The following is a 17977-nucleotide window of genomic DNA, read 5'->3' on the forward strand; positions in this document are numbered from 1 at the left end:
TCCCTTGCTAGTCCCTGTCTCCGGGAGGAGCGCGAGATCGCGCTCCCAGTCGGGAGGCACAGGTGATGGCGGAGCTGATTTTCTGGTGTGCCGCGGTGCTACTGGTGCACACATACTTCTTGTACCCGCTGGCGCTGTTCGCGATGGATGGGGTGGCGCAGGTGCTCCACAACGTGCGCTACATGCGCTCGGGTGCCAGCCAGCGCCGGGAAGCCCCGGCGGAGGACGCGCTGCCCCGGGTGAGCCTGGTGGTGGCCGCCTACAACGAGGCGAGCTGCATCGAGCAGAAGCTGCGCAACAGTCTGGCGCTGGACTATCCCGCCGGGCGCTTCGAGGTGCTGGTGGGCTCGGATGGCTCCACGGACGGCACGGATGAGCGGGTGCTCGCGTGTCCGGACGAGCGGGTGCGCCTGTCGGCCGCGTCCCGAGGGGGCAAGACGTCGGTGCTCAACCGCTGCATCCCCCTGGCCCAGGGCGACATCGTGCTGCTGTCCGATGCGAACACGATGATCGAGCCAGAGGCCGTGCGGCGGTTGGTCCGCCACTTCGAGGATCCCGAGGTGGGGGCGGTGTGCGGCCAGCTGCGCCTCTACAACCCGACGAAGGCGGAGTACGAGGAGAGCACGTACTGGACGTACGAATCGCTCATCAAGTTCTACGAGGGAAAGCGCGGCGCGGTGATGGGCGCCAACGGAGGGCTGTACGCCATCCGGCGCTCGCTCTTCGAGGCGCTGCCGGCTTCGACGATCGTCGACGACTTCGTGATTCCCATGCGCATCCTGGAGCAGGGATACAAGGTGCTCTACGAGCCCCTGGCGGTGGCGCACGAGGAGACGACGGAGGATTATGACAAGGAGTTCGGACGGCGGGCGCGCATCGCGGCGGGCAATTTCCAGAGCCTGCGGATGGTGCCGGGCCTGTTGTCCCCGACGGCGGGCTTCCCGGCGTTCGCCTTCTGGTCGCACAAGCTGTTGCGTTGGTGCGCTCCGGCCCTCATGGCCCTGTCATTCCTGGCGAACCTTTGCCTGATGGACAGTATTTTCTACCGGTTTACCTTGGGGGCCCAGGTGCTCTTCTACGCCCTGGCGTATCTGGGGAAGAAGGAGGCGCTCCGGGGCTCGGCGCGGCGGGTGGCCTCGGTGGCCTACTACTTCGTGACCATGAACCTGGCGATCGCCGTGGGCTTCTGGCGCTTCCTGCGCAACTCGCAGCGCGCCGCGTGGGATCGCACGGCCCGCGCGTCCTCCTAGCCACGAGCGCGTGAAGGGGGCTCAGCGCCGCGCCACCGCGTCGGCGCCGGGCTCGGGCAGCACGGAGCCGTACGCGGCGAAGAGCTGGCCGGTGAGCACCGGCATCTTCTTGCCCTTGGGGACGCGCAGCATGTCGTTGAGCACGACGCCGGTGCGGGGATCCTTGCGCACGCTCGGCCGGGCGAGGTTCATCCGGTAGCGCACCACGCCGCGGCTCACCCGGTGGATGACGACGACGGTGCCATCGCGGGCGACTTCGTCCACCAGTCCCACGTGGGTGAGCCCGTCGTTGCGCCGCCCATCCTTGTTCCGATCATAGGTTTCCCGGAAGAAGACCAGGTCTCCGGGGCGGGGCTTGCCCTTCGTGAACACCCGGCCCTGGGCCTGGGCGTAGCGGTAGAAGGCCGTGACGCCGTTGTCGCCCGCCTTGGCCGCGCCGCGGAACGAGACGCCGGCCTTTCCATAGACGGCCTCGACGAAGCCGGTGCAGTCCGACGGCCAGGTCTTCCCGTCCACGCGCACCTGCTTGCTGCCCACGAGCTTGCGCGCGGCGGCGAGCACGTCGTCGCGGGAGCCGGAGAGCGAAGCCGGCGGGTCGTCGGCTGGGGAGGGCTCCTCGCTCTCGCTCCCGCTCGGAATGGGACGGGGCGCGGCCGGAGGCGTCAGGGGGCTGTACTGGTAGTTGGAGGCGAACAGCCGGCCTCCAGGAGGTGTGCTGGTGGCGCACCCCGTCAGCACCACCAGTCCCGCGAGCAGCATGCCGAGCCTCATGTCGCGACCTCCCTGTAGCGAGTCAGTGGGGGGATGGTCGGATGCGGGGGCGGTGTGGTCAAAAAAACCACCCAGGCGGGCGGACGGGGACACACCGGTTGGGTGTGAGGGAAGGGGGTGGTAATGCTGACGGGGATGCGTGAGCTCAAAGTCCTGTCCCTCGTGTTGCTGCTGACCGGTTGTGGCGTGCCCCGGGCCTACCAGCGGGCGGCGGACGCGGACACGCTGGAGGCCTACCGCGCGTTCCTGCGCGAGTACCCGGAAGGGGACGAGGCCGAGGCGGTGCGGGTGCGCGTCGCCGAGCTGGAGTTCGAGGAGGCCTCCCAGCTGCACACGGTGCTCGCCTACAAGCGCTTCGTGGAGGCCCACCCGGACACGACGCAGGCGCGCCGGGCGCGGACGCTGCTCGAGGGGCTGCGCTTCAACGCGGCGAAGGAGGCGGGGACGGCGGTGGCGCTGCGGCAGTTCCTGGCGGATCACCCGGACGGGGCCCAGCGCGACGAGGCCCGGCGGCTGTTGCAGGCGGCGGAGCTCAAGGAGCTGGCCACCACGGACGACACGGCGCGCCTGCGCGAATACCTCCAGGAGGCGCCGGAGGATCCCCGGCGGGTGGAGGTGGAGGGCCGGTTGGATGACGAGAGCTTCGCCCGGGCGGAGAAGGAAGGCGCCTCGCGCCTCTTTGGCTACCTGCGCGATTTCCCGGCGGGGCGTCACCGGGAAGAGGTGAAGCGGCGTCTGCTGGCGTTGGAGGTGGAGGGCCTCGTGGTGTCGGGTCTCCTGGAAGAGGCCGAGGCGCGTGTGGCGGCACACCCCCTGGGCGCCCAACTGAAGGATTTTCCGGCCCGGCTGGCGCGGGCCCGGACCGAGCGCGAGGCCCTGCGCGACCAGGCGCCGCTGGTGCGCTCCGCCCAGGTGGGCCATTACCTGCGTGACATCGAGGACCTGGGCCACTCGCTGGCCGCCCCGGATCCCATGGATCGCTGGCAGGCGGCGGAGGAGCTGGGCCAGCACGTGTCGGTGAGGGTGTTGGATCCCCTGCTCAACGTGTTGCGCTCGGGACGCAACGCCCTGGAGCGCCAACGGGCCCTGGAGAGCCTCCTGGGCGTCCTGCACGCGCTGCCCCGGCCGGTGGCGGATTACGAGGTGGCGGTGCGGCTGGAGGCGCTGCGCGAGAGGGCGGGCAGCCCGGAGCTGTACCTGCTGATGGCGGTGCTCCTGGATGCCTCGGGGCGCCTGGGCGAGGCGGCCACCGAGTACCAGCGGGCGTTCGTGCCGGAGGAGCCGGATCCGGTGGTGCTGTGGCGCTGGGTGGCCATCCGCGAGGAGCGGCGCCAGGCCTTCTCGGCGGCGGTGGCGGCGCGGCAGCTGGCCCTGTGGGCCCTGGGCACGGCGCGCGAGGAGACCGTCTCCGCCGAGGGGGGCATCCCGCTCGCGGCGGCCCGGCGCTTGTGCGCGGCGGTGCGCTCGGCGCGTTTCGCCTCGGAGGCGGTGGCCCGGGCGCGCGAGGCGAACACCGAGTTTCCCGAGGACCTGAACGGCTTCGCGGTGACGGCGTCGGACGCGCTCAAGCTGTCCGAGGCGCGGCTGGCGGACGCGGAGCTGCTGCTGCGCGAGAAGACGCCCGGGGCCCGGACCTGCGGGGATGACGCCGTGCGCGAGCGCCTGACCAGCGCCGTGTCCGAGCGCCGTGAGGCCCTGCGGGCGCTGGGCTCGAAGCTGCCCCGGCTGGCGCCCGTGGTCCTGGAGGCTGCCCGGGAGCGGGATCCCTCCGAGGAGATCCGCGCCGAGGCCCGCCGGCTCCTGGCCCGGGACGAGCCCTAGCAAGAAGTGCGCACGACGCCGCCCGACGTGATACAGAGGGGGGACTCCACCATGGCGGAAAGACCTCGCATCATCGGGATCGATCTGGGGACAACCAACACCCTGGTCGCGTCCGTGAAGAACCGCATCCCGAAGATCGTCCCCACGGATCGTGGCAACCTGGTGTTGCCCTCGGTGGTGGCCCTCTCCGCCAAGGGAGAGTTGCTGGTGGGCGGCGTGGCCAAGGATCAGATGGTCACCAACCCCACCAACACGCTCTATGGGACCAAGCGCCTCATCGGCCGCAAGTACCAGTCCCGGGTGGTGGAGGATCTCAAGGGATACTTCAAGTACGACATCGTCGAGGGCCCGGAGGGCGACGCGGCGGTGATGCTCGGTGGGCGCCTGTACACGCTCGCCGAGGTCTCCAGCTTCATCCTCAAGCAGATCAGGACGATGGCCGAGCAGTTCCTGGGCGGCCCGCTCGACGAGGCCGTCATCTCCGTGCCGGCCTACTACACGGACAGCCAGCGCCAGGCGGTCAAGGAGGCCGGGCGGCTGGCGGGCCTCAACGTCAAGCGCATCGTCAACGAGCCCACCGCGGCGGCCCTGGCCTACGGCTTCAACCGGGGCCTGGATCAGAAGATCCTCGTCTATGACCTGGGCGGCGGCACCTTCGACGTCTCGGTGCTGCACCTCACGGGCAACGTCTTCGAGGTGCTGGCCACCGGCGGCGACACCTTCCTGGGCGGCGTCGACTTCGACAACCGCGTGGTGGACTACGTCCTCGAGAAGGTCTGGGAGGAGAGCAAGATCGATCTGTCGGGCAACCCCATCGCCATGCAGCGCATCAAGAACGCGGCCGAGGCGGCGAAGATCGATCTGACGCTCATCCCCAACGTGCTCATTGACCTGCCCTTCCTGGAGGAGCGCAAGGGCAAGCCGGTGGACGTGCGCATTCCCCTCACGCGCGAGAACCTCAACGCGCTCACCATGGACCTGGTGGACCGCACCTTCGAGCTGTGTGACCGGGTGCTCGCGGAGAAGGGCATCAACCGCTCGGAGATCGACGAGATCATCCTGGTGGGGGGCCAGAGCCGCATGCCGCTCGTGCAGCAGCGGATCCAGGAGCACTTCGGCAAGCCGCCGCGCAAGGGCGTGCATCCGGATGAGTGCGTGGCCCTGGGCGCGGCGCTCCTGGCGGAGTCGCTCGGCAGCCTCGACGCGGTGACGTTGCTGGACGCGGTGTCCATGCCCATCGGCTACGCGCTGCCCAACGGGCGGGTGCGCCGCGTCATCGACAAGAACACCATCCTCCCCGTGGTGAAGAGCTTCCGCCTGCCTCCTCCCAAGGATCCGGGCGCCCCCTTCATCGACATCGACATCTTCCAGGGAGACAGTGATCTGCTGGTGGACAACGAGTACCTGGGCACGTTGAAGGTGCCCGCGGAAGCGGCCGGCAGGAAGATCGACTTCCGGCTCAACGAGGAGTGCCTGTTGGAGGTGCTGGTCGATGAACCGGGAGGCGCCCGGCGCATCGAACTGGCCACGCGGGACACGCCCGAGTTGCTCAAGAAGGAGCTGGCGCGGGTGGCCGAGGAGCGGGCGCAGAAGGCCCGTCAGACCTCGGGCTCGCCGTCCTCTCAGCACGAGGGTGGCAGCGGGCTGTTCTCCAGCATCAAGAGCATCTTCCGCAGGGGGTAGCGGGCGGTATGGCCACGTTCCCATCGAAGGAGTGGTGTGAGGAGGCGGTGCGCTTGGTGAACGAGGATCCCGAGCGCTCGCTCGCCGCCCGCGGATGGCGGGGCGACATCGGGGTCATCGTGGACGCGGAACCCGGCAGGCTCTCCCGGCCCTTCGTGGTGCACGTGGTGACGCGGGATTGCCTCATCGAGACGCCCCGCCTGCTCGAGGAACCCGACGACCTGGACGAACTCGAGCCGGCCTACCTGGCGCGCGCGCCCTACAGCGTGTGGAAGCAGTTGCTGCAAGGCAGCCTGGATCCCGTGGAGGCCGTGTTGCGGCGGCGCATCGCGGTGAAGGGGGACCTGCAGCAGCTCATCGAGCGCTTGCGCTTCAAGGGGCTCGCCGACCGTGTCCTCGCCGGGCTGAAGACCGAGTACCTGGACGACGGCGCCTAGGCGTCAGCCAGGAGGGAAACCGCCATGGGCATCCGCCGGAAGTTGAAGTCGCAAGCCCTGGACGTGTCGCGCAGGGCCCTGGAGACATGGATGGCCGATGAGCGGCGGGCCCAGGGGCTCGCCACGGCGCTCGGCTCGCTCCAGCGAGGCAAGCAGGCGCTGGACCAGCGGCAGGAAGAGCTGCTGCGCACGCTGCACTACGCGCCCCGGAGTGACTTCCAGGCCGTGGGCAGGAAGCTCGCGGGCCTCAAGCGCCGGCTGCGCGAGTTGGACAAAAAGCTGAGTGGACTCGCGGGTGAATAGGCGTTGACAGGGACTACGGTGGGGTGGCATTTAGCCCCCCGTCGCTTCGTCGGGGGCGCATAGCTCAGCGGTAGAGCACTGCCTTCACACGGCAGGGGTCCCAGGTTCGAATCCTGGTGCGCCCACTCCCAACGGACGCGATACAGCAGTCGGGCGCATAGCTCAGCGGTAGAGCACTGCCTTCACACGGCAGGGGTCCCAGGTTCGAATCCTGGTGCGCCCAACACGACAGAGGCCGTGAGTCCATCGGGGCTCACGGCCTTTGTCGTTTCCGCCGTTACGTCCGGCTCGGGTGGCTCGGCGCCGGGGGGGTCTCCGAGGACTTCTGGCCGTGCTCGAGCTCCAGCCTGCGCGCCTTGCGCAGGGACGCCACGATGGAGCCGCCCAGCAGCAGGGCGATGACGCCCAGGGAGATGGCCGGCGAGATGTGCACCACGTCCACCAGCGCCATCTTCGCGCCCACGAACACCAGCACCGCGGACAGGCCGACCTTCAGGTAGGAGAACTTCTCCACCGCCCCCGCCAGCACGAAGAAGAGCGAGCGCAGGCCCAGGATGGCGAAGATGTTCGAGGTGAAGACGAGGAAGGGATCCGTCGTCACCGCGAAGATGGCGGGAATCGAGTCGAGCGCGAAGAGCACGTCCGTCAACTCCACCAGCACCAGCGTCATGAACAGCGGCGTGGCCAACCAGCGGCCCGTGGCCCGCGTGAAGAAGTGCGCGCCGTGCAGCTCGTTCGTGGACGGGATGACCTTGCGCACCCACTGCAGCGCCTTGCTCTCCTCCGGGTGCTCCTCCTCGTTGCGATGCACGAAGAGCTTCACGCCCGTGAAGATGAGGAACGCGCCGAAGACATAGATGAGCCAGTGGAAGCGCTGGATCATCGCCACGCCGGCGAAGATCATCCCCGCGCGCAACACCAGCGCGCTCAGGATGCCCCAGAACAGCACCCGGTGCTGGTACAGCAGGGGAATCCTCAGCGCCGAGAAGATGACGACGAAGACGAAGATGTTGTCGACGGAGAGCGACTTCTCGATGAGGTAGCCGGTGAGGAACTGCACCGCCGGGGTGGCGCCGAACTTCCACCAGATGCCCAGGTTGAAGAGCAGCGCGAGCGAGATCCACACCCCGCTCCACGTCAGCGCCTCCTTGAACTTCACCTCATGGTTCTTGCGGTGGAACACCCCCAGGTCCAACGCCAGCATCACCAGCACGAACACGATGAAGCCCGCCCAGAGGACGGGACTGCCCACGCTCTGCGTTTCCATAAACTCCCTGTCCAGGCCCTCGGAAAACTCCTCGAGCGAGATAGGACTAGATAGGAGCCGACTCATCCTTCGGCAAATAGGTAATTGGTGCGTCATCCTTCGGAAAAACCGAAGAGTCTCCCCCCTTTGCCAAGCGGTGAACCGGTGCGTGGCACCCCGAGGCCATGGCAACCGGCCCCTGCGCACACCAGCCTTCCCGCTTCCCGAACGTGCGGCACCGGCGTCTGGGCAACCACTCCGGCCGATATCTCCTTCGGACCGGATCTCGCGGGGGGGATGGATTCATGCAGATTACGTTCCTGGGGCATGCTGGCTTCCTGATCGAAACTCAACACGCACTGGTCGTGGCGGACCCGTGGCTGACGCCCCTGGGCGCCTTTGACTCGGCCTGGATGCAGTTCCCGAGAAACCACGAGCTCGCTCCCGTGGTGCGCGAGAAGCTCGAGAACTCTCCCAAGGAGCGCTTCCTCTACATCAGCCACGAGCACAAGGATCACTTCGATCCAGACTTCCTCTGGAGCCTGATGAAGCGGGATTTCACCGTGGTGCTCGGCCGCTTCCGTCGCACCGCGCTCCATGAGACCTTCCTGGCCTACGGCCCCCGGCGTGTCATCACGTGCGAGGACCAACAGGAGGTGGCCTTCCGGGGCGGGTACCTGAAGCTGTACCTGACCGACTCGGGCACCAACCGGGACTCGGCGCTGCTCGTCCAGGCGGACGGCCGCAGCTTCCTCAACCTCAACGACTGCAAGGTGCACGACAGGCTGCCCAAGCTGGTGGCGGAAGAGGGGCCCATCGACATCTTCACCGCCCAGTTCTCGGGCGCCATCTGGCACCCCACCTGCTACGACTACTCGCGCGAGGAGTACACGGAGCACTCGCGGCAGAAGCGCGCGAGCAAGTTCGAGGCGGTGGCGCGCGCCATCGAGACGGTCCAACCCCGGACCTACCTGGCGTCCGCGGGGCCCGCCTGCTTCCTGGATCCGTCGCTCTTCCACCTCAACCTGGAGCCGGTGAACATCTTCCCCCGGGCCCCGGAGCTCTTCTCGTACCTGAAGAGCCGGCTGGGGAGCAAAGCGCCCCGCCTGCTCGAGCCCATGCCCGGGGATGTGATCGACGCGGAGACGGGAGACTTCTCCTGGCAGGTGCCCGAGCGCGTCACGGACGAGAACGTCGCGGAGTACCTGCGCACCTACGCGGAGATGCAGGCGCGCGTCTTCCGCGAGCGGCCGCGCAACATCCTGCTCGAGGAGGTGGATCGCATCCACCTGCGGCTGCGCGAGGAACTGCAGAACAAGCTCGACGCCTTCTCCCTGTCGGATCGGGTGACCATGCCGCTGTACCTCGGGCTCACGGAGCTGCCCACCCAACTGCTTCGCGTGGACTTCCGCACCCGGCGCGTGGAGGTGGTGGGCGAGGTGCGCGATCTGAACCGCTACATGCTCCTGGCCAACGCGGTGGACATCGGCCGCGTGCTGGAGCGCAAGCTCAACTGGGAGGACTTCCTCCTGTCCTTCCGCTTCCGGGCCTCGCGCGCGCCGGACGTCTACGACGCCACCCTCCACAACTTCCTCGCCGCCGAGGTGGAGGACCTGCGCGCCATGTGCGACACGACGCTCGCCGCCGAGGCGCGCAAGGAGCGCACCGTCGTCTCCACCGGCACCCAGCGCTACACCGTCAACCGCTTCTGCCCCCACCAGGGCGCGGACCTGAAGGAGGGGTGGATCGAGGAAGGGCGCTACCTCGTGTGCCCGCGGCACCGCTGGCGCTTCGACCTGGAAGCGGGCGGCGTTTGCGCCACGAACGGCTGCTCCGTCAAGGCCGAGCCCCAGACGAAGCAGGAGGACAAGCGCGAGGCTCCCGCCGAGCAGCGGCCCCAGGCATGAGCGGGACGCCTGGCTTCGATTTCCCGCCCCACGCGGAGCATCGGTGTGGGGCCCGGTGGGAAGCCACGTTCACATCTCCGTCGTCCGTCCGTCCACTTCCGATCGTTCCGGCCCGGTACGCGGCTTGCTGTTGTCCGTCCAGCCCCAAGGGAGGCACGGATGATGCGGAAATGGCTGGGAGTGGGTGGAGTGATCGTGGGTGTCGTCGCCGCGTGGGCCTGTGGCGGCGCGATGCAAGAGGGGTCGGGAGCGCTCGAGTCGGTGCCCACGCCACCCGGAGAAGTGCCTGAGGAGGACGAGGACGCGAGCCTCCCCCCTCCCGACGCGGGGATTGCTCTTCCGGACCCGGGGGCATCGGATGACGCGGGAATCCCCGATGACGGAGGCGGTGACACCGGCGCGGGGGGCGGCGCCGACGCGGGAACCCAAACGGATGCGGGGACGGACGCGGGTGACGAGGAACTCCCGGGCGGGGGGAGCGTCCATGGCGTGGATCTCTGGCCCCAGGAAGCCGTGGTCGACTACACGCAGCGCTTCGGGGTGGGCAGGCCCCAGGGCGTGGCGGTGGATGACGCCTTCAACCTCTGGCTGCTCGATGGCAGACGCATCGGGGTGATCCGCTCGGGGGAGACCCAACCCACGTGGGCCAGCAACATCGGTCAGGCGGGCAGGGGCTTTTCGTCCACGGTCATCTGCGGCGGTGCCGCGGGCCGGGCCTACGTGGGCTACTACGCGAAGGAGCTCGACAATCCCGAACATCAGTCCGCTGGCGATCCCGCCTACGGCGATGGGGACCTGGACGCGGTGCGGCTCACGCCGGAGGGCATCAAGCTGGAGGAGCACCTGACGCGCTCCTTCCGGCGCGGCAAGGACGGGTCGCTCACGTGGAATCCTCCGGGGAACACGGGCCTCCACAACTCCAATGACTGGCACTTCGACGAGGATCGCGCGGTGCTCGGCTGCGCGAAGGTGATGCGGGGCCGGGACCGGGGCGATGTGTACGTGAGCACCAACCACGGCGTCACCCGCGTCAACGGCTTGAACTACAACAGCCACCGCCACCCGACGTGGTTCGACGACCAGGGCCACCAGCACATCGGCTACAGCTACGCGGTGGGCATCGCCCAGGACGGAGACGTGCTCATCGGCACGGACTGGACGTTCGGCATCGTCACGCCCAACAAGGACATGGGCGTCTGGGACTGGATGGATCCCAAGTCACTCAACCCCATGAAGGTGGAGTCCTCGTACCTTCCGCAGCTCAACTCCCTGGCGGAGTTCGACTTCTGGCGGGCCTTCCAGCAGACACGGGACGGCCGCTACTACCTGGCCAGTGCCAGCTTCGGACTCTGGGAGATGACGGTCGTCTCGGCCAAGGATCGCGGGCAACGCGGCACCCGGGTGCCAGGACTGCCCACGGACAGGCTCACGTCGCTCGCGGCCACGGACGAGGGCTCGCTCTTCATCGGCACCAGTGGTGGCGGCCTGTGGCGCCTGGACGCGAACAAGCGCCTCTTCCGGGTGACGGACGTGGCGGGCAACACGGTCAAGCAGCTCGTCTACGATCCGTCCACCTCCCCGGCGATGCTCTACGTCCTCACCGATCAAGGCCTCACCGTGCTGCGCGGCTACTGAAACACCGTCCCGGGGGGCGGTGGCCCCCCGGACCTCACTCCGGGTGACACGTTTCAGCCATAGCAGTAAATTACAATTAATTCTTGAATTGAAAGATATCCTTGTTTTGTGGTTTATAGGGGGAGTCCGTCTTTGGACGTTCTTTCCCCAAGAGGCCAGACCATGAAGCGAACCATGCGCGGGTTGTCGTTGTTGCTGGGTGCCACCTTGTTCGTGGGCTGCGGAGGCGATGTCTCCGCGCCCGAGTCCGAGGGCCTGACCGAGGAGGGCATGCGGACGGAGGAGGCGAGCGGCGTGCAGTCCCTGGCGAGCACGCAGGCCTACTGTGACGACGTGAACAGCTGGGACTCGTCCTGGACCAACCTCGAGAACCAGGTGCTCTCGCTGGTGAACCAGAAGCGGGCCTCGGGCGCTTCCTGTGGCGGCGTGTGGAAGGGGCCGACGGCCGCGCTCACCCTGGACACCCGGCTGCGCTGTGCCGCCCGCAAGCACTCCAAGGATCTGGGCGTGACGAACACCTTCAGCCACACCGGCTCGAATGGCTCCTCGCCGTGGCAGCGCATCAACTCCGCGGGCTACTCCTACATGCAGGCCGCGGAGAACATCGCGGCGGGCCAGGGCACGGCCGCCGCGGTGATGGACTCCTGGATGAAGAGCACGGGCCACTGCAACAACATCATGGAGCCCGGCCTCAAGCACCTGGGCGTTGGCTACTTCTACGCCTCGGGCAGCACCTACAAGCACTACTGGACCCAGGACTTCGGGCGCCAGTAGTCAGGCCTTGAGTTCACCGAGGGGCGGGTGCCGGCGTCGCCGGCCACTTGCCCCGGAGGGAGGGGAACCGGTCGTGATACTTCCGGATGGGCTCCGGAGGCATCAGCCGCTCCGCCTCCTCTTGAGGAATCGGCCCCCAGGCTCCTGGGGGCGTCGCCGCCCAGACGCTCACGCCCACGTCGCTCGAGAGCACCCAGGCCCGGTCCTGCTCATCCCAATAGAATTCGGTCCGGTGGCCATGGAGCCATCGCTCGGGGCACGTGAAGACCTCGTTGCCCGTCGTGGCGTCGGTGATGCGAAAGCGCACCCAGCGGGCTCCCCGGCCATCCACTTCCTGGAAGGAGTGGAGCTGGTAGCGTCCGGACGGAGAGGTGAGGGGAGCGGGGCCCTTGTCCGGGCAACCCACCCACACCGCCGCCAGGGCGATCAGCATCCACCGACCAAGACCGCGTCGCGTCACTTGGTGGGCCATTCGGCGCCTCCCATCCGGTTGCCCTTGGGATCGAACGAGTAGATCGGATTCGAGTCCCAGGAGACGGAGAAGGTGAAGGGCGCGGCCATGGTGCCACTGATGACGTTGGCGACCTTGTCCTTGAACTTGTCGGTCTCGTAGTCGTCGTTCCTGTCCATGATGTCGTTCCACTTGTACGTCGTCTGGAAGGAGACCGAGTACATGGGGCCGCCCGGGGTGTTCTTGAGCTGAATGTCCATGGTGCCGGTGATCTGGAAGTCTCCCGCGGCGGGGTTCGAGCCGTGCAGATACTGGTAGCCGATGACGCCCTCGCCATTCTCGATCTCGACGTGGAACTGTTCCTTGATTTCGACGGAGCCGCCGCTCGGGTGATCCTTGATGCCCTGGAGCGCGAGGCTGACGAGCCGGGTGTCCACCACGTTGCGCAGGGTTTCGTTCTGCATCATGTAGACCGACCACTGGGGCTCATCGACGACATCCCAGTCTCCTCCGCCCCGCAGGTAGTGCAGCAGGATGGCGCGCCCGGCCCAGTCACTCGCGAAGTGGCTGTTGTCCGGGTTGTGGCCGGGCTTCTGACCATTCTCCTGATCCCGCTCGTGCTCCCGGTCCACGCGATCCCCGCTGCGCCGGGTCGTGGGCTCCATTCCGGAGGGATCCGTGAAGGACAGCGGATCATTGCGTGCGTACCCGTACAGGTTGCAGTCCAACGGACTGGTCGAGCACTTCTCCGGGGTCTCGAGGTAGAGCGGATCCGGCGTGGTGAAGCGGTTGATGAAGGCATCGTAGTCGCGCACCCCCATGCGGATGAGGCCGAGGTCGGCGTCGTAGCCCTTCTCCACGTAGTCGATCGCCGCGGCGGAGTCCGGATGGAGGGCGCGCTGGCCGTAGGGTGAGGCCATGCGCGGGGTCCCATCGGTGTCCGCCATCACGGTGCCCCGCATGTCGGTGGCCAGCGGTTGGTAGACATTGTTCCGGAGGGTGCCGACCAGACGTCCTCCCAGGCGGAGGGGTTGGGTGAGGCCGGTGCCGTCGAGGTAGGCGCCGCCCGGCAGATAGGCCGCGAGGATGAGGCCCCCCTCGCGCTTCATCAGCCGCTGCCCCTTCTCGTCATAGCTGTACTCCCAGCTCCGCTCGCCCCGGGTGGCGCGGGCCAGGTGGCCATTGGGACCGTAGGCGAGGAGGAGCTCGTCCTTGCTCACGGTGCGGCCGAGGCCATCGAAGGTGTACGTGACGCCGCCCACCTGGAGGGTGTTGCCCACCTGGGTCAGCGTGCGCGTGACGCCCTCTTCCGAGATGGTGGTGGGCAGCCCCGAGGCGTCATAGCCATAGCCGTACGAGCCCTGGGAGTCCGTGCTGGAGGAGAGGAACCGTTGGGCGGAGTAGCCGTGGACGCGTTGCAGGCCGAGCGCTCCCACCGCGAGGGTTTCGCTGCCGATGAGGCCTCGGGCGTCGTAGCGCCAGGACGTGGAGGACGTCAGGTGGGGGGTGGCCTGGCTGAAGCCCACGGGAGCGCGGGTGAGGCTGTCATAGGTGAAGGTCACCTGACCGATGCCATGGAGGCTGGCGGTGGCGAGCTGTCCCTGGCCGTTGTAGGCGAGCGCGGCCAGCGGGGTGCCATTGAGGGACATGGATTCGGTCCGTCCGAACGCATCCGGCGTGTTGCCCTGCGTCGTGCACTGGAGGATGGCGCCCGAGGCGTCGCGCAGACACACCACCTCCTGGCGAACGCTTCCGTTCTCCCGATAGCTCAGCGCGGAGTCCACCGTGCGCCAGTTGGACAGCCGCAGGGAGTGATAGGTCAGCTTGCCATCCACGCGGTAGGCGAAGCGCTTCTGGAAGTCGTCGCCTTCCACCGCGGTGAGCAGGCCGGGCATGTCCCGCCGCAGGGGCTGCTCGGGGGTCGCGCCGTCATAGTAGTAACGGTTGAGCTGGGTGGCGCCGCTGAGCAGGTCGGTGTGGAGGTCGCTGAGCTTGCGGCCGATGGCGTCGTACGCGTACGACTCCTCGCGGATGGGCACGCCTTGGAGCGTGCGGAAGGTCTTCTTCGACTGCGACATCGTGCCCGGCACGTAGGCGTAGGTCACCGAGGCCACGCCATCGCGCACCACGGACGCCGCGCGCCCATGGCCGTCGAAGGAGACGCGGTGGCTCTTTCCGTCTGGCAGCCGCACCTGCCGCAGCCGGCCGAGGGCGTCATGGGTGTACGTGTACCGGGCGCGGGCCTCGTCCTCGTAGGCGACCAGGCGTTTGCTCGCATCCAGGTAGCGCCGCTGGCTGTGGGTGCCGTTCTCGATGGCCTCCTGCCGCAGCAGTCCGTCCTCCAGCGACCACTCGGTGCGCTGCTGGCGCGTGACGTCCGCGTGCAGACGGACGAGGGATTCGGCCTCCTCGCCCAGGCCGGACGAGCGAAGGGTGCTCACCACGTCCGTGTCCGCGAGCAGGCGCGTGTAGTCCAGGGTCGTCACGTCCGTCTGGGCCGTGAGCACGGGCCGCACGTGCTTCTTGACCTCCAGCAGATTGCGGCTGCGCGTGGTGAGGCCATCCACCACCCATCCCTCGGGAGTGCGGACCGCTTGCCCCACGCCTTCCCCGGCCCCGGTCTGCCATTCCACCGACGAGGTGACGACGCCCAGGGCCGCGTCCACCAGGGTCTTCACCGCCACGTTGCCCGGCTGGGTGGCGGTGGCGTAGTGGTAGGCGAGCAGCATGTTGGGCGTCGTCTCGCTGGCGCCCCCCAGGTCGTCCCACTGTTTCACCAGACGCTCCTGCCCATCGTAGCGGAAGCGTTGCGCCATGCGATTGAGCCCTCGCGAGGTGGTGAGCTCGAGGAGCGCGTCCGTCACCGGATGGAAGGACGTGGCTTGCACCACCACTCCGTCCGGAGCCTCCACGCGCCGCAGCTGTGAGGTGCCCGGGTGCCAGTCGAACCGGGTGGTTCCCCGGCCCGGTAGGGTGATGCGGTCCACCAGATGATCCGCGCGGTAGACCACCTCCTGGAGGGTCATCACCTCCAAGCCATCGATGCTCTCCACGCGCTCCACCTGGCCCAGCGTGTTGCGCGACAGGTGCGCCCGATGGAGGAAGTTCAAGTCAGGGGAGAGGTGGGTTCCCCGCAGGGTGATGTCCTCGTCCAGACAGTGCAGGTGCTGGGCGAACGCGGGCACCCAGGCGCGGGTCTTCGTCGTGGTGAGCGTCCCGTGTCGTGAGCGCCGCACCGTCTCCGAGGGGCACACGTCCGCCTGATAGGAAAGGTATTCGGTGCGCTCGTCGATCTCGACGCCGGGGCTCGCCGCGCCGTCGCGGTAGCCGGCCCGCTCCTCCTTGAGCCGGCGCCAGGGCAGCCCCTGGAAGGAGACGGTGTCATAGGTGCGTGAGGAGAAGCGCAGCACGTCGGGCGTGAGGGCATCGCGTTCGGATTGATCCAGCAGCAGGCCGGAGGTGGTGTCGTCCTGGAGGAAGTGGGCGGTGTGGGTCAGGGAGGGCGCGGTGCGCGTCACGGTGCCGAAACCCAGCAGGTGATGCCCCACCGAGTGGAGCGTGGCCCCCGCGTAGTCATACGTGTACCGCACCTTGTCGTAGCCTGACGTCTCCACTTCCAGGGCCGACAACACCACCGCGCGCTGGGCCACGCCGGGCCGTGGGGGCGCGCGGCCATAGGAGAAGCGGAGGAGCGAACCCATGCCGTCATCCGCCGTGGCCATCAGCCCGGTGCTCGTCTCCGCGAAGGCGAGGGACAGCGCGCTGCCCTGCGCGGGGACGACCACCAGCTCCGTGTTGCCGCTGCCCGCGATATCCGCCACCACGGGGGCGCCATGGGGGGTGTTCACCAGATTCTTCAGGGCGGGCATCCGCACATAGGAGAAACGGCGCCCGTCATTGACGAACAGATAGGCGATGTCCTCCGCGGAGATCAGGATATCGGTGGCACCGTCCTTGTTGGCGTCGAGGAAGGTGAAGGCGTAGGCGTCCAGATCTCCCATCAGGGCGAGGTCCGCGTAGAAGGGCAGGGTGCGGCCCGCGGTCTCGAACTCGCCCTGTCCCTTGCCGAACCAGACCACCACGCCAGCGTTGAAGCGGCTCACGATGTCGGCGAGGCCATCGCCATTCATGTCGTGGATCCAGGACATGGAGGGAGAGAAGGACGGCGTGAGGCCGTAGCGCTGGGGCGTCTCGAAGGCGTAGGTGCTGGAGGTGCTGACATTGCGCGACAACAGGTAGCCGCCCTCCTGGATCTGCACGAGGTCCGGTCGTTGATCGCCCGTGACGTCGGCCAGGCGGGTATTGGTGGCCAGCGCGTTGCTGTCGTCGAACTGCCAGTTGCCCGAGACGAAGGACTGGTGGATGGGAACGCCGTCACGGCCACACAGCGTCACCCGGGTCTTCCCGGGCTCGAGGCCGTAGCGCATGTCGAGCACCCGGGGGGCGTCGTCCTCGGGGCGCATCTTCACCAGCAGACGGGGAGGATTGCCGCTGCTGGGAGCCAGGCGGCAGCCGGTGTAGACCGTGCCCGAGGCGGGCGCGAGCGGTTCGAACGTGAAGCCCGAGTCACCCTGGCGCGCCAGGGTCAGGCTGGAGCCGTCCTCCAGATCGATGCGGCCGTCCTCGTCCAGGTCCACCAGCGCCGAGCGCGTGGGGAAGAGGGTGTCACGCCGGAAGCGGCTGAGCACGGGGTCGAACTGGGGCACGGGCCGGAACTGCACGGCGGTGAGGCGCTGGCTTCCCGTGTTGTAGGTGTAGCGCGTGGGAGGCGCCTGCTCTCCCGAGGCGAAGGTGCGCGTCACCTGGGCCAGGTAGTAGGTGGGACTGCTGGCCTCCTCGGCGTAGGTGAGGGTGTGGCGCCACCGCTCCTGGAGCATGCCCGTGGAGGTGTCGACCGAGCGGACGATGACGGTCCGCACCCGCCTGTCCAGCACGCGCTCCTCGGAGGAACTCCAGTCGGAGTGCGGCACGCGGAGGTTTTCGTATTCGAAGTCCACCTGGTATTGGAAGTCCTCACCCAGACCGCCGTAACGGACCGTCTTGAGGAAGCGGCGGCCCGAGGCATTGGTGTCATAGGTGAAGCGGGTCACCCGGCCCTGGGGCGTCTGGGTTTCGGTGAGCAACCAGGCATACGTGCCCCGGGCTGTCGTCTCCCGGACCGAGCCACCGAAGGTGGAGCGGCTGCCATCGGGCAGGTAGGCGACGAGGGTGTCGGGAAGCTGCTCCACGCGGACGTGCGCGGACAGACCCTTCGGATACCAAAAGCCGTCCGCGCCTCGATGCAACTCTCCCCAGGGTCCGGTGAGGGTGTCGGTGGCATAGTCGAGGTGGCCCAGGGCATGGCGGGTGATGGACAGGCTCGCTCGCCAACCCATTCCCCATTCGGACAGTCCAGCGTCGGGGGAGTAATGGGGGAAGGGGTCCGTCAGCAGCGGACCCCGTTCGGTGGGCGCGGAGAAGGGAGAGGGCAGGGTGAAGGCGCCCCGGCTGACATCCGAGACCCCGAAGGCGACGGAGGCCAACTGTCCCTTGAGTGAGCCGCGCTGGGGTGCGGCCAGCACGGGAGGTTGGACCAGGGAGTCGGAAAAGGTCTGGCTCTGGGCGGTGGCCTCGGCCGCTGTCATCAACGCGGCGAGTGCCCCCCATGCCCTCGAGAGGGTGGAACGCACGGCATCTCCTTTTAGTAAGGATCGGAATGC

12 protein-coding genes and 2 tRNA genes are annotated in these 17977 nt (G+C 68.0%); 10 read left to right on the top strand and 4 right to left on the bottom strand.

The annotated features are described in order from the left end of the window. Positions 1-65 precede the first annotated feature (65 nt). Positions 66-1250 (top strand): glycosyltransferase family 2 protein, encoded by a 1185-nt coding sequence (locus MEBOL_RS33935; protein WP_095981314.1) that lies wholly within the window; start codon positions 66-68, stop codon positions 1248-1250. A 21-nt stretch (positions 1251-1271) separates the two neighbouring features. Here the strand turns inward: MEBOL_RS33935 and MEBOL_RS33940 are convergent, their stop codons facing one another. Next, positions 1272-2021 (bottom strand): CHAP domain-containing protein, encoded by a 750-nt coding sequence (locus tag MEBOL_RS33940; protein ID WP_095981315.1) that lies wholly within the window; start codon positions 2019-2021, stop codon positions 1272-1274. Between the two features lie 135 nt (positions 2022-2156). Between MEBOL_RS33940 and MEBOL_RS33945 the strand changes: the two genes are divergently transcribed. The 6 genes from MEBOL_RS33945 to MEBOL_RS33970 all read left to right on the top strand — a co-directional run bounded on the left by MEBOL_RS33945 (position 2157) and on the right by MEBOL_RS33970 (position 6488). Continuing rightward, complete coding sequence (locus MEBOL_RS33945; protein WP_095983166.1) at positions 2157-3842, top strand: hypothetical protein; 1686 nt, start codon at positions 2157-2159, stop codon at positions 3840-3842. Positions 3843-3893: 51 nt separating this feature from the next. Beyond that, on the top strand, positions 3894-5525 hold the full coding sequence (locus tag MEBOL_RS33950; RefSeq protein ID WP_095981316.1) for an Hsp70 family protein: 1632 nt from the start codon (positions 3894-3896) through the stop codon (positions 5523-5525). Positions 5526-5533: 8 nt separating this feature from the next. Next, on the top strand, positions 5534-5962 hold the full coding sequence (locus MEBOL_RS33955) for an SCP2 sterol-binding domain-containing protein (RefSeq protein ID WP_095981317.1): 429 nt from the start codon (positions 5534-5536) through the stop codon (positions 5960-5962). A 24-nt stretch (positions 5963-5986) separates the two neighbouring features. Further along, positions 5987-6265 (top strand): hypothetical protein, encoded by a 279-nt coding sequence (locus tag MEBOL_RS33960; RefSeq protein WP_095981318.1) that lies wholly within the window; start codon positions 5987-5989, stop codon positions 6263-6265. 53 nt (positions 6266-6318) lie between these two features. Then, positions 6319-6390: transfer RNA gene (locus tag MEBOL_RS33965), tRNA-Val, on the top strand. Positions 6391-6416: 26 nt separating this feature from the next. Next, positions 6417-6488 (top strand) — tRNA-Val (locus MEBOL_RS33970). A gap of 54 nt (positions 6489-6542) precedes the next feature. Here the strand turns inward: MEBOL_RS33970 and MEBOL_RS33975 are convergent. Further along, positions 6543-7532, bottom strand: coding sequence for a TerC family protein (locus MEBOL_RS33975; protein ID WP_095981319.1), 990 nt, complete (start codon positions 7530-7532; stop codon positions 6543-6545). A gap of 284 nt (positions 7533-7816) precedes the next feature. On the opposite strand from MEBOL_RS33975, the gene MEBOL_RS33980 reads away from it, so the two are divergent. From MEBOL_RS33980 to MEBOL_RS33990, 3 genes are all read left to right on the top strand, one after another. Further along, positions 7817-9418 carry a Rieske 2Fe-2S domain-containing protein gene (locus tag MEBOL_RS33980; protein ID WP_095981320.1) on the top strand — a complete coding sequence of 534 codons (1602 nt, stop codon included), beginning with the start codon at positions 7817-7819 and terminating at the stop codon, positions 9416-9418. A gap of 159 nt (positions 9419-9577) precedes the next feature. Then, positions 9578-11053, top strand: a complete 1476-nt coding sequence (locus tag MEBOL_RS33985) for a ligand-binding sensor domain-containing protein (protein ID WP_245919095.1) — start codon at positions 9578-9580, stop codon at positions 11051-11053. A 162-nt stretch (positions 11054-11215) separates the two neighbouring features. Continuing rightward, the gene (locus tag MEBOL_RS33990) at positions 11216-11827 is read left to right on the top strand and encodes a CAP domain-containing protein (protein ID WP_095981321.1); all 612 of its coding nucleotides are present in this window, start codon (positions 11216-11218) and stop codon (positions 11825-11827) included. Between the two features lie 13 nt (positions 11828-11840). On the opposite strand, the gene MEBOL_RS33995 is transcribed toward MEBOL_RS33990, so the two are convergent. After that, positions 11841-12260 carry a hypothetical protein gene (locus MEBOL_RS33995; RefSeq protein WP_095981322.1) on the bottom strand — a complete coding sequence of 140 codons (420 nt, stop codon included), beginning with the start codon at positions 12258-12260 and terminating at the stop codon, positions 11841-11843. Between the two features lie 23 nt (positions 12261-12283). Then, a complete protein-coding gene (locus tag MEBOL_RS34000; protein ID WP_157823830.1) occupies positions 12284-17947 on the bottom strand; it encodes an RHS repeat-associated core domain-containing protein in 5664 nt (1887 codons plus the stop codon). Positions 17948-17977: the final 30 nt, after the last annotated feature.

It is taken from the genome of Melittangium boletus DSM 14713 (assembly GCF_002305855.1).
Classification (GTDB): Bacteria; Myxococcota; Myxococcia; order Myxococcales; family Myxococcaceae; genus Cystobacter; species Cystobacter boletus.

What these genes read in the sequence shown, in the direction of transcription:
- MEBOL_RS33995 (WP_095981322.1), bottom strand. Translation starts at nt 12,260, where the DNA reads ATGCTGATCGCCCTGGCGGCGGTGTGGGTGGGTTGCCCGGACAAGGGC.
- MEBOL_RS33935 (WP_095981314.1), top strand. Translation starts at nt 66, where the DNA reads ATGGCGGAGCTGATTTTCTGGTGTGCCGCGGTGCTACTGGTGCACACA.
- MEBOL_RS33950 (WP_095981316.1), top strand. Translation starts at nt 3,894, where the DNA reads ATGGCGGAAAGACCTCGCATCATCGGGATCGATCTGGGGACAACCAAC.
- MEBOL_RS33980 (WP_095981320.1), top strand. Translation starts at nt 7,817, where the DNA reads ATGCAGATTACGTTCCTGGGGCATGCTGGCTTCCTGATCGAAACTCAA.
- MEBOL_RS33940 (WP_095981315.1), bottom strand. Translation starts at nt 2,021, where the DNA reads ATGAGGCTCGGCATGCTGCTCGCGGGACTGGTGGTGCTGACGGGGTGC.
- MEBOL_RS33975 (WP_095981319.1), bottom strand. Translation starts at nt 7,532, where the DNA reads ATGGAAACGCAGAGCGTGGGCAGTCCCGTCCTCTGGGCGGGCTTCATC.
- MEBOL_RS33955 (WP_095981317.1), top strand. Translation starts at nt 5,534, where the DNA reads ATGGCCACGTTCCCATCGAAGGAGTGGTGTGAGGAGGCGGTGCGCTTG.
- MEBOL_RS33985 (WP_245919095.1), top strand. Translation starts at nt 9,578, where the DNA reads ATGATGCGGAAATGGCTGGGAGTGGGTGGAGTGATCGTGGGTGTCGTC.
- MEBOL_RS33945 (WP_095983166.1), top strand. Translation starts at nt 2,157, where the DNA reads ATGCGTGAGCTCAAAGTCCTGTCCCTCGTGTTGCTGCTGACCGGTTGT.
- MEBOL_RS33990 (WP_095981321.1), top strand. Translation starts at nt 11,216, where the DNA reads ATGAAGCGAACCATGCGCGGGTTGTCGTTGTTGCTGGGTGCCACCTTG.
- MEBOL_RS33960 (WP_095981318.1), top strand. Translation starts at nt 5,987, where the DNA reads ATGGGCATCCGCCGGAAGTTGAAGTCGCAAGCCCTGGACGTGTCGCGC.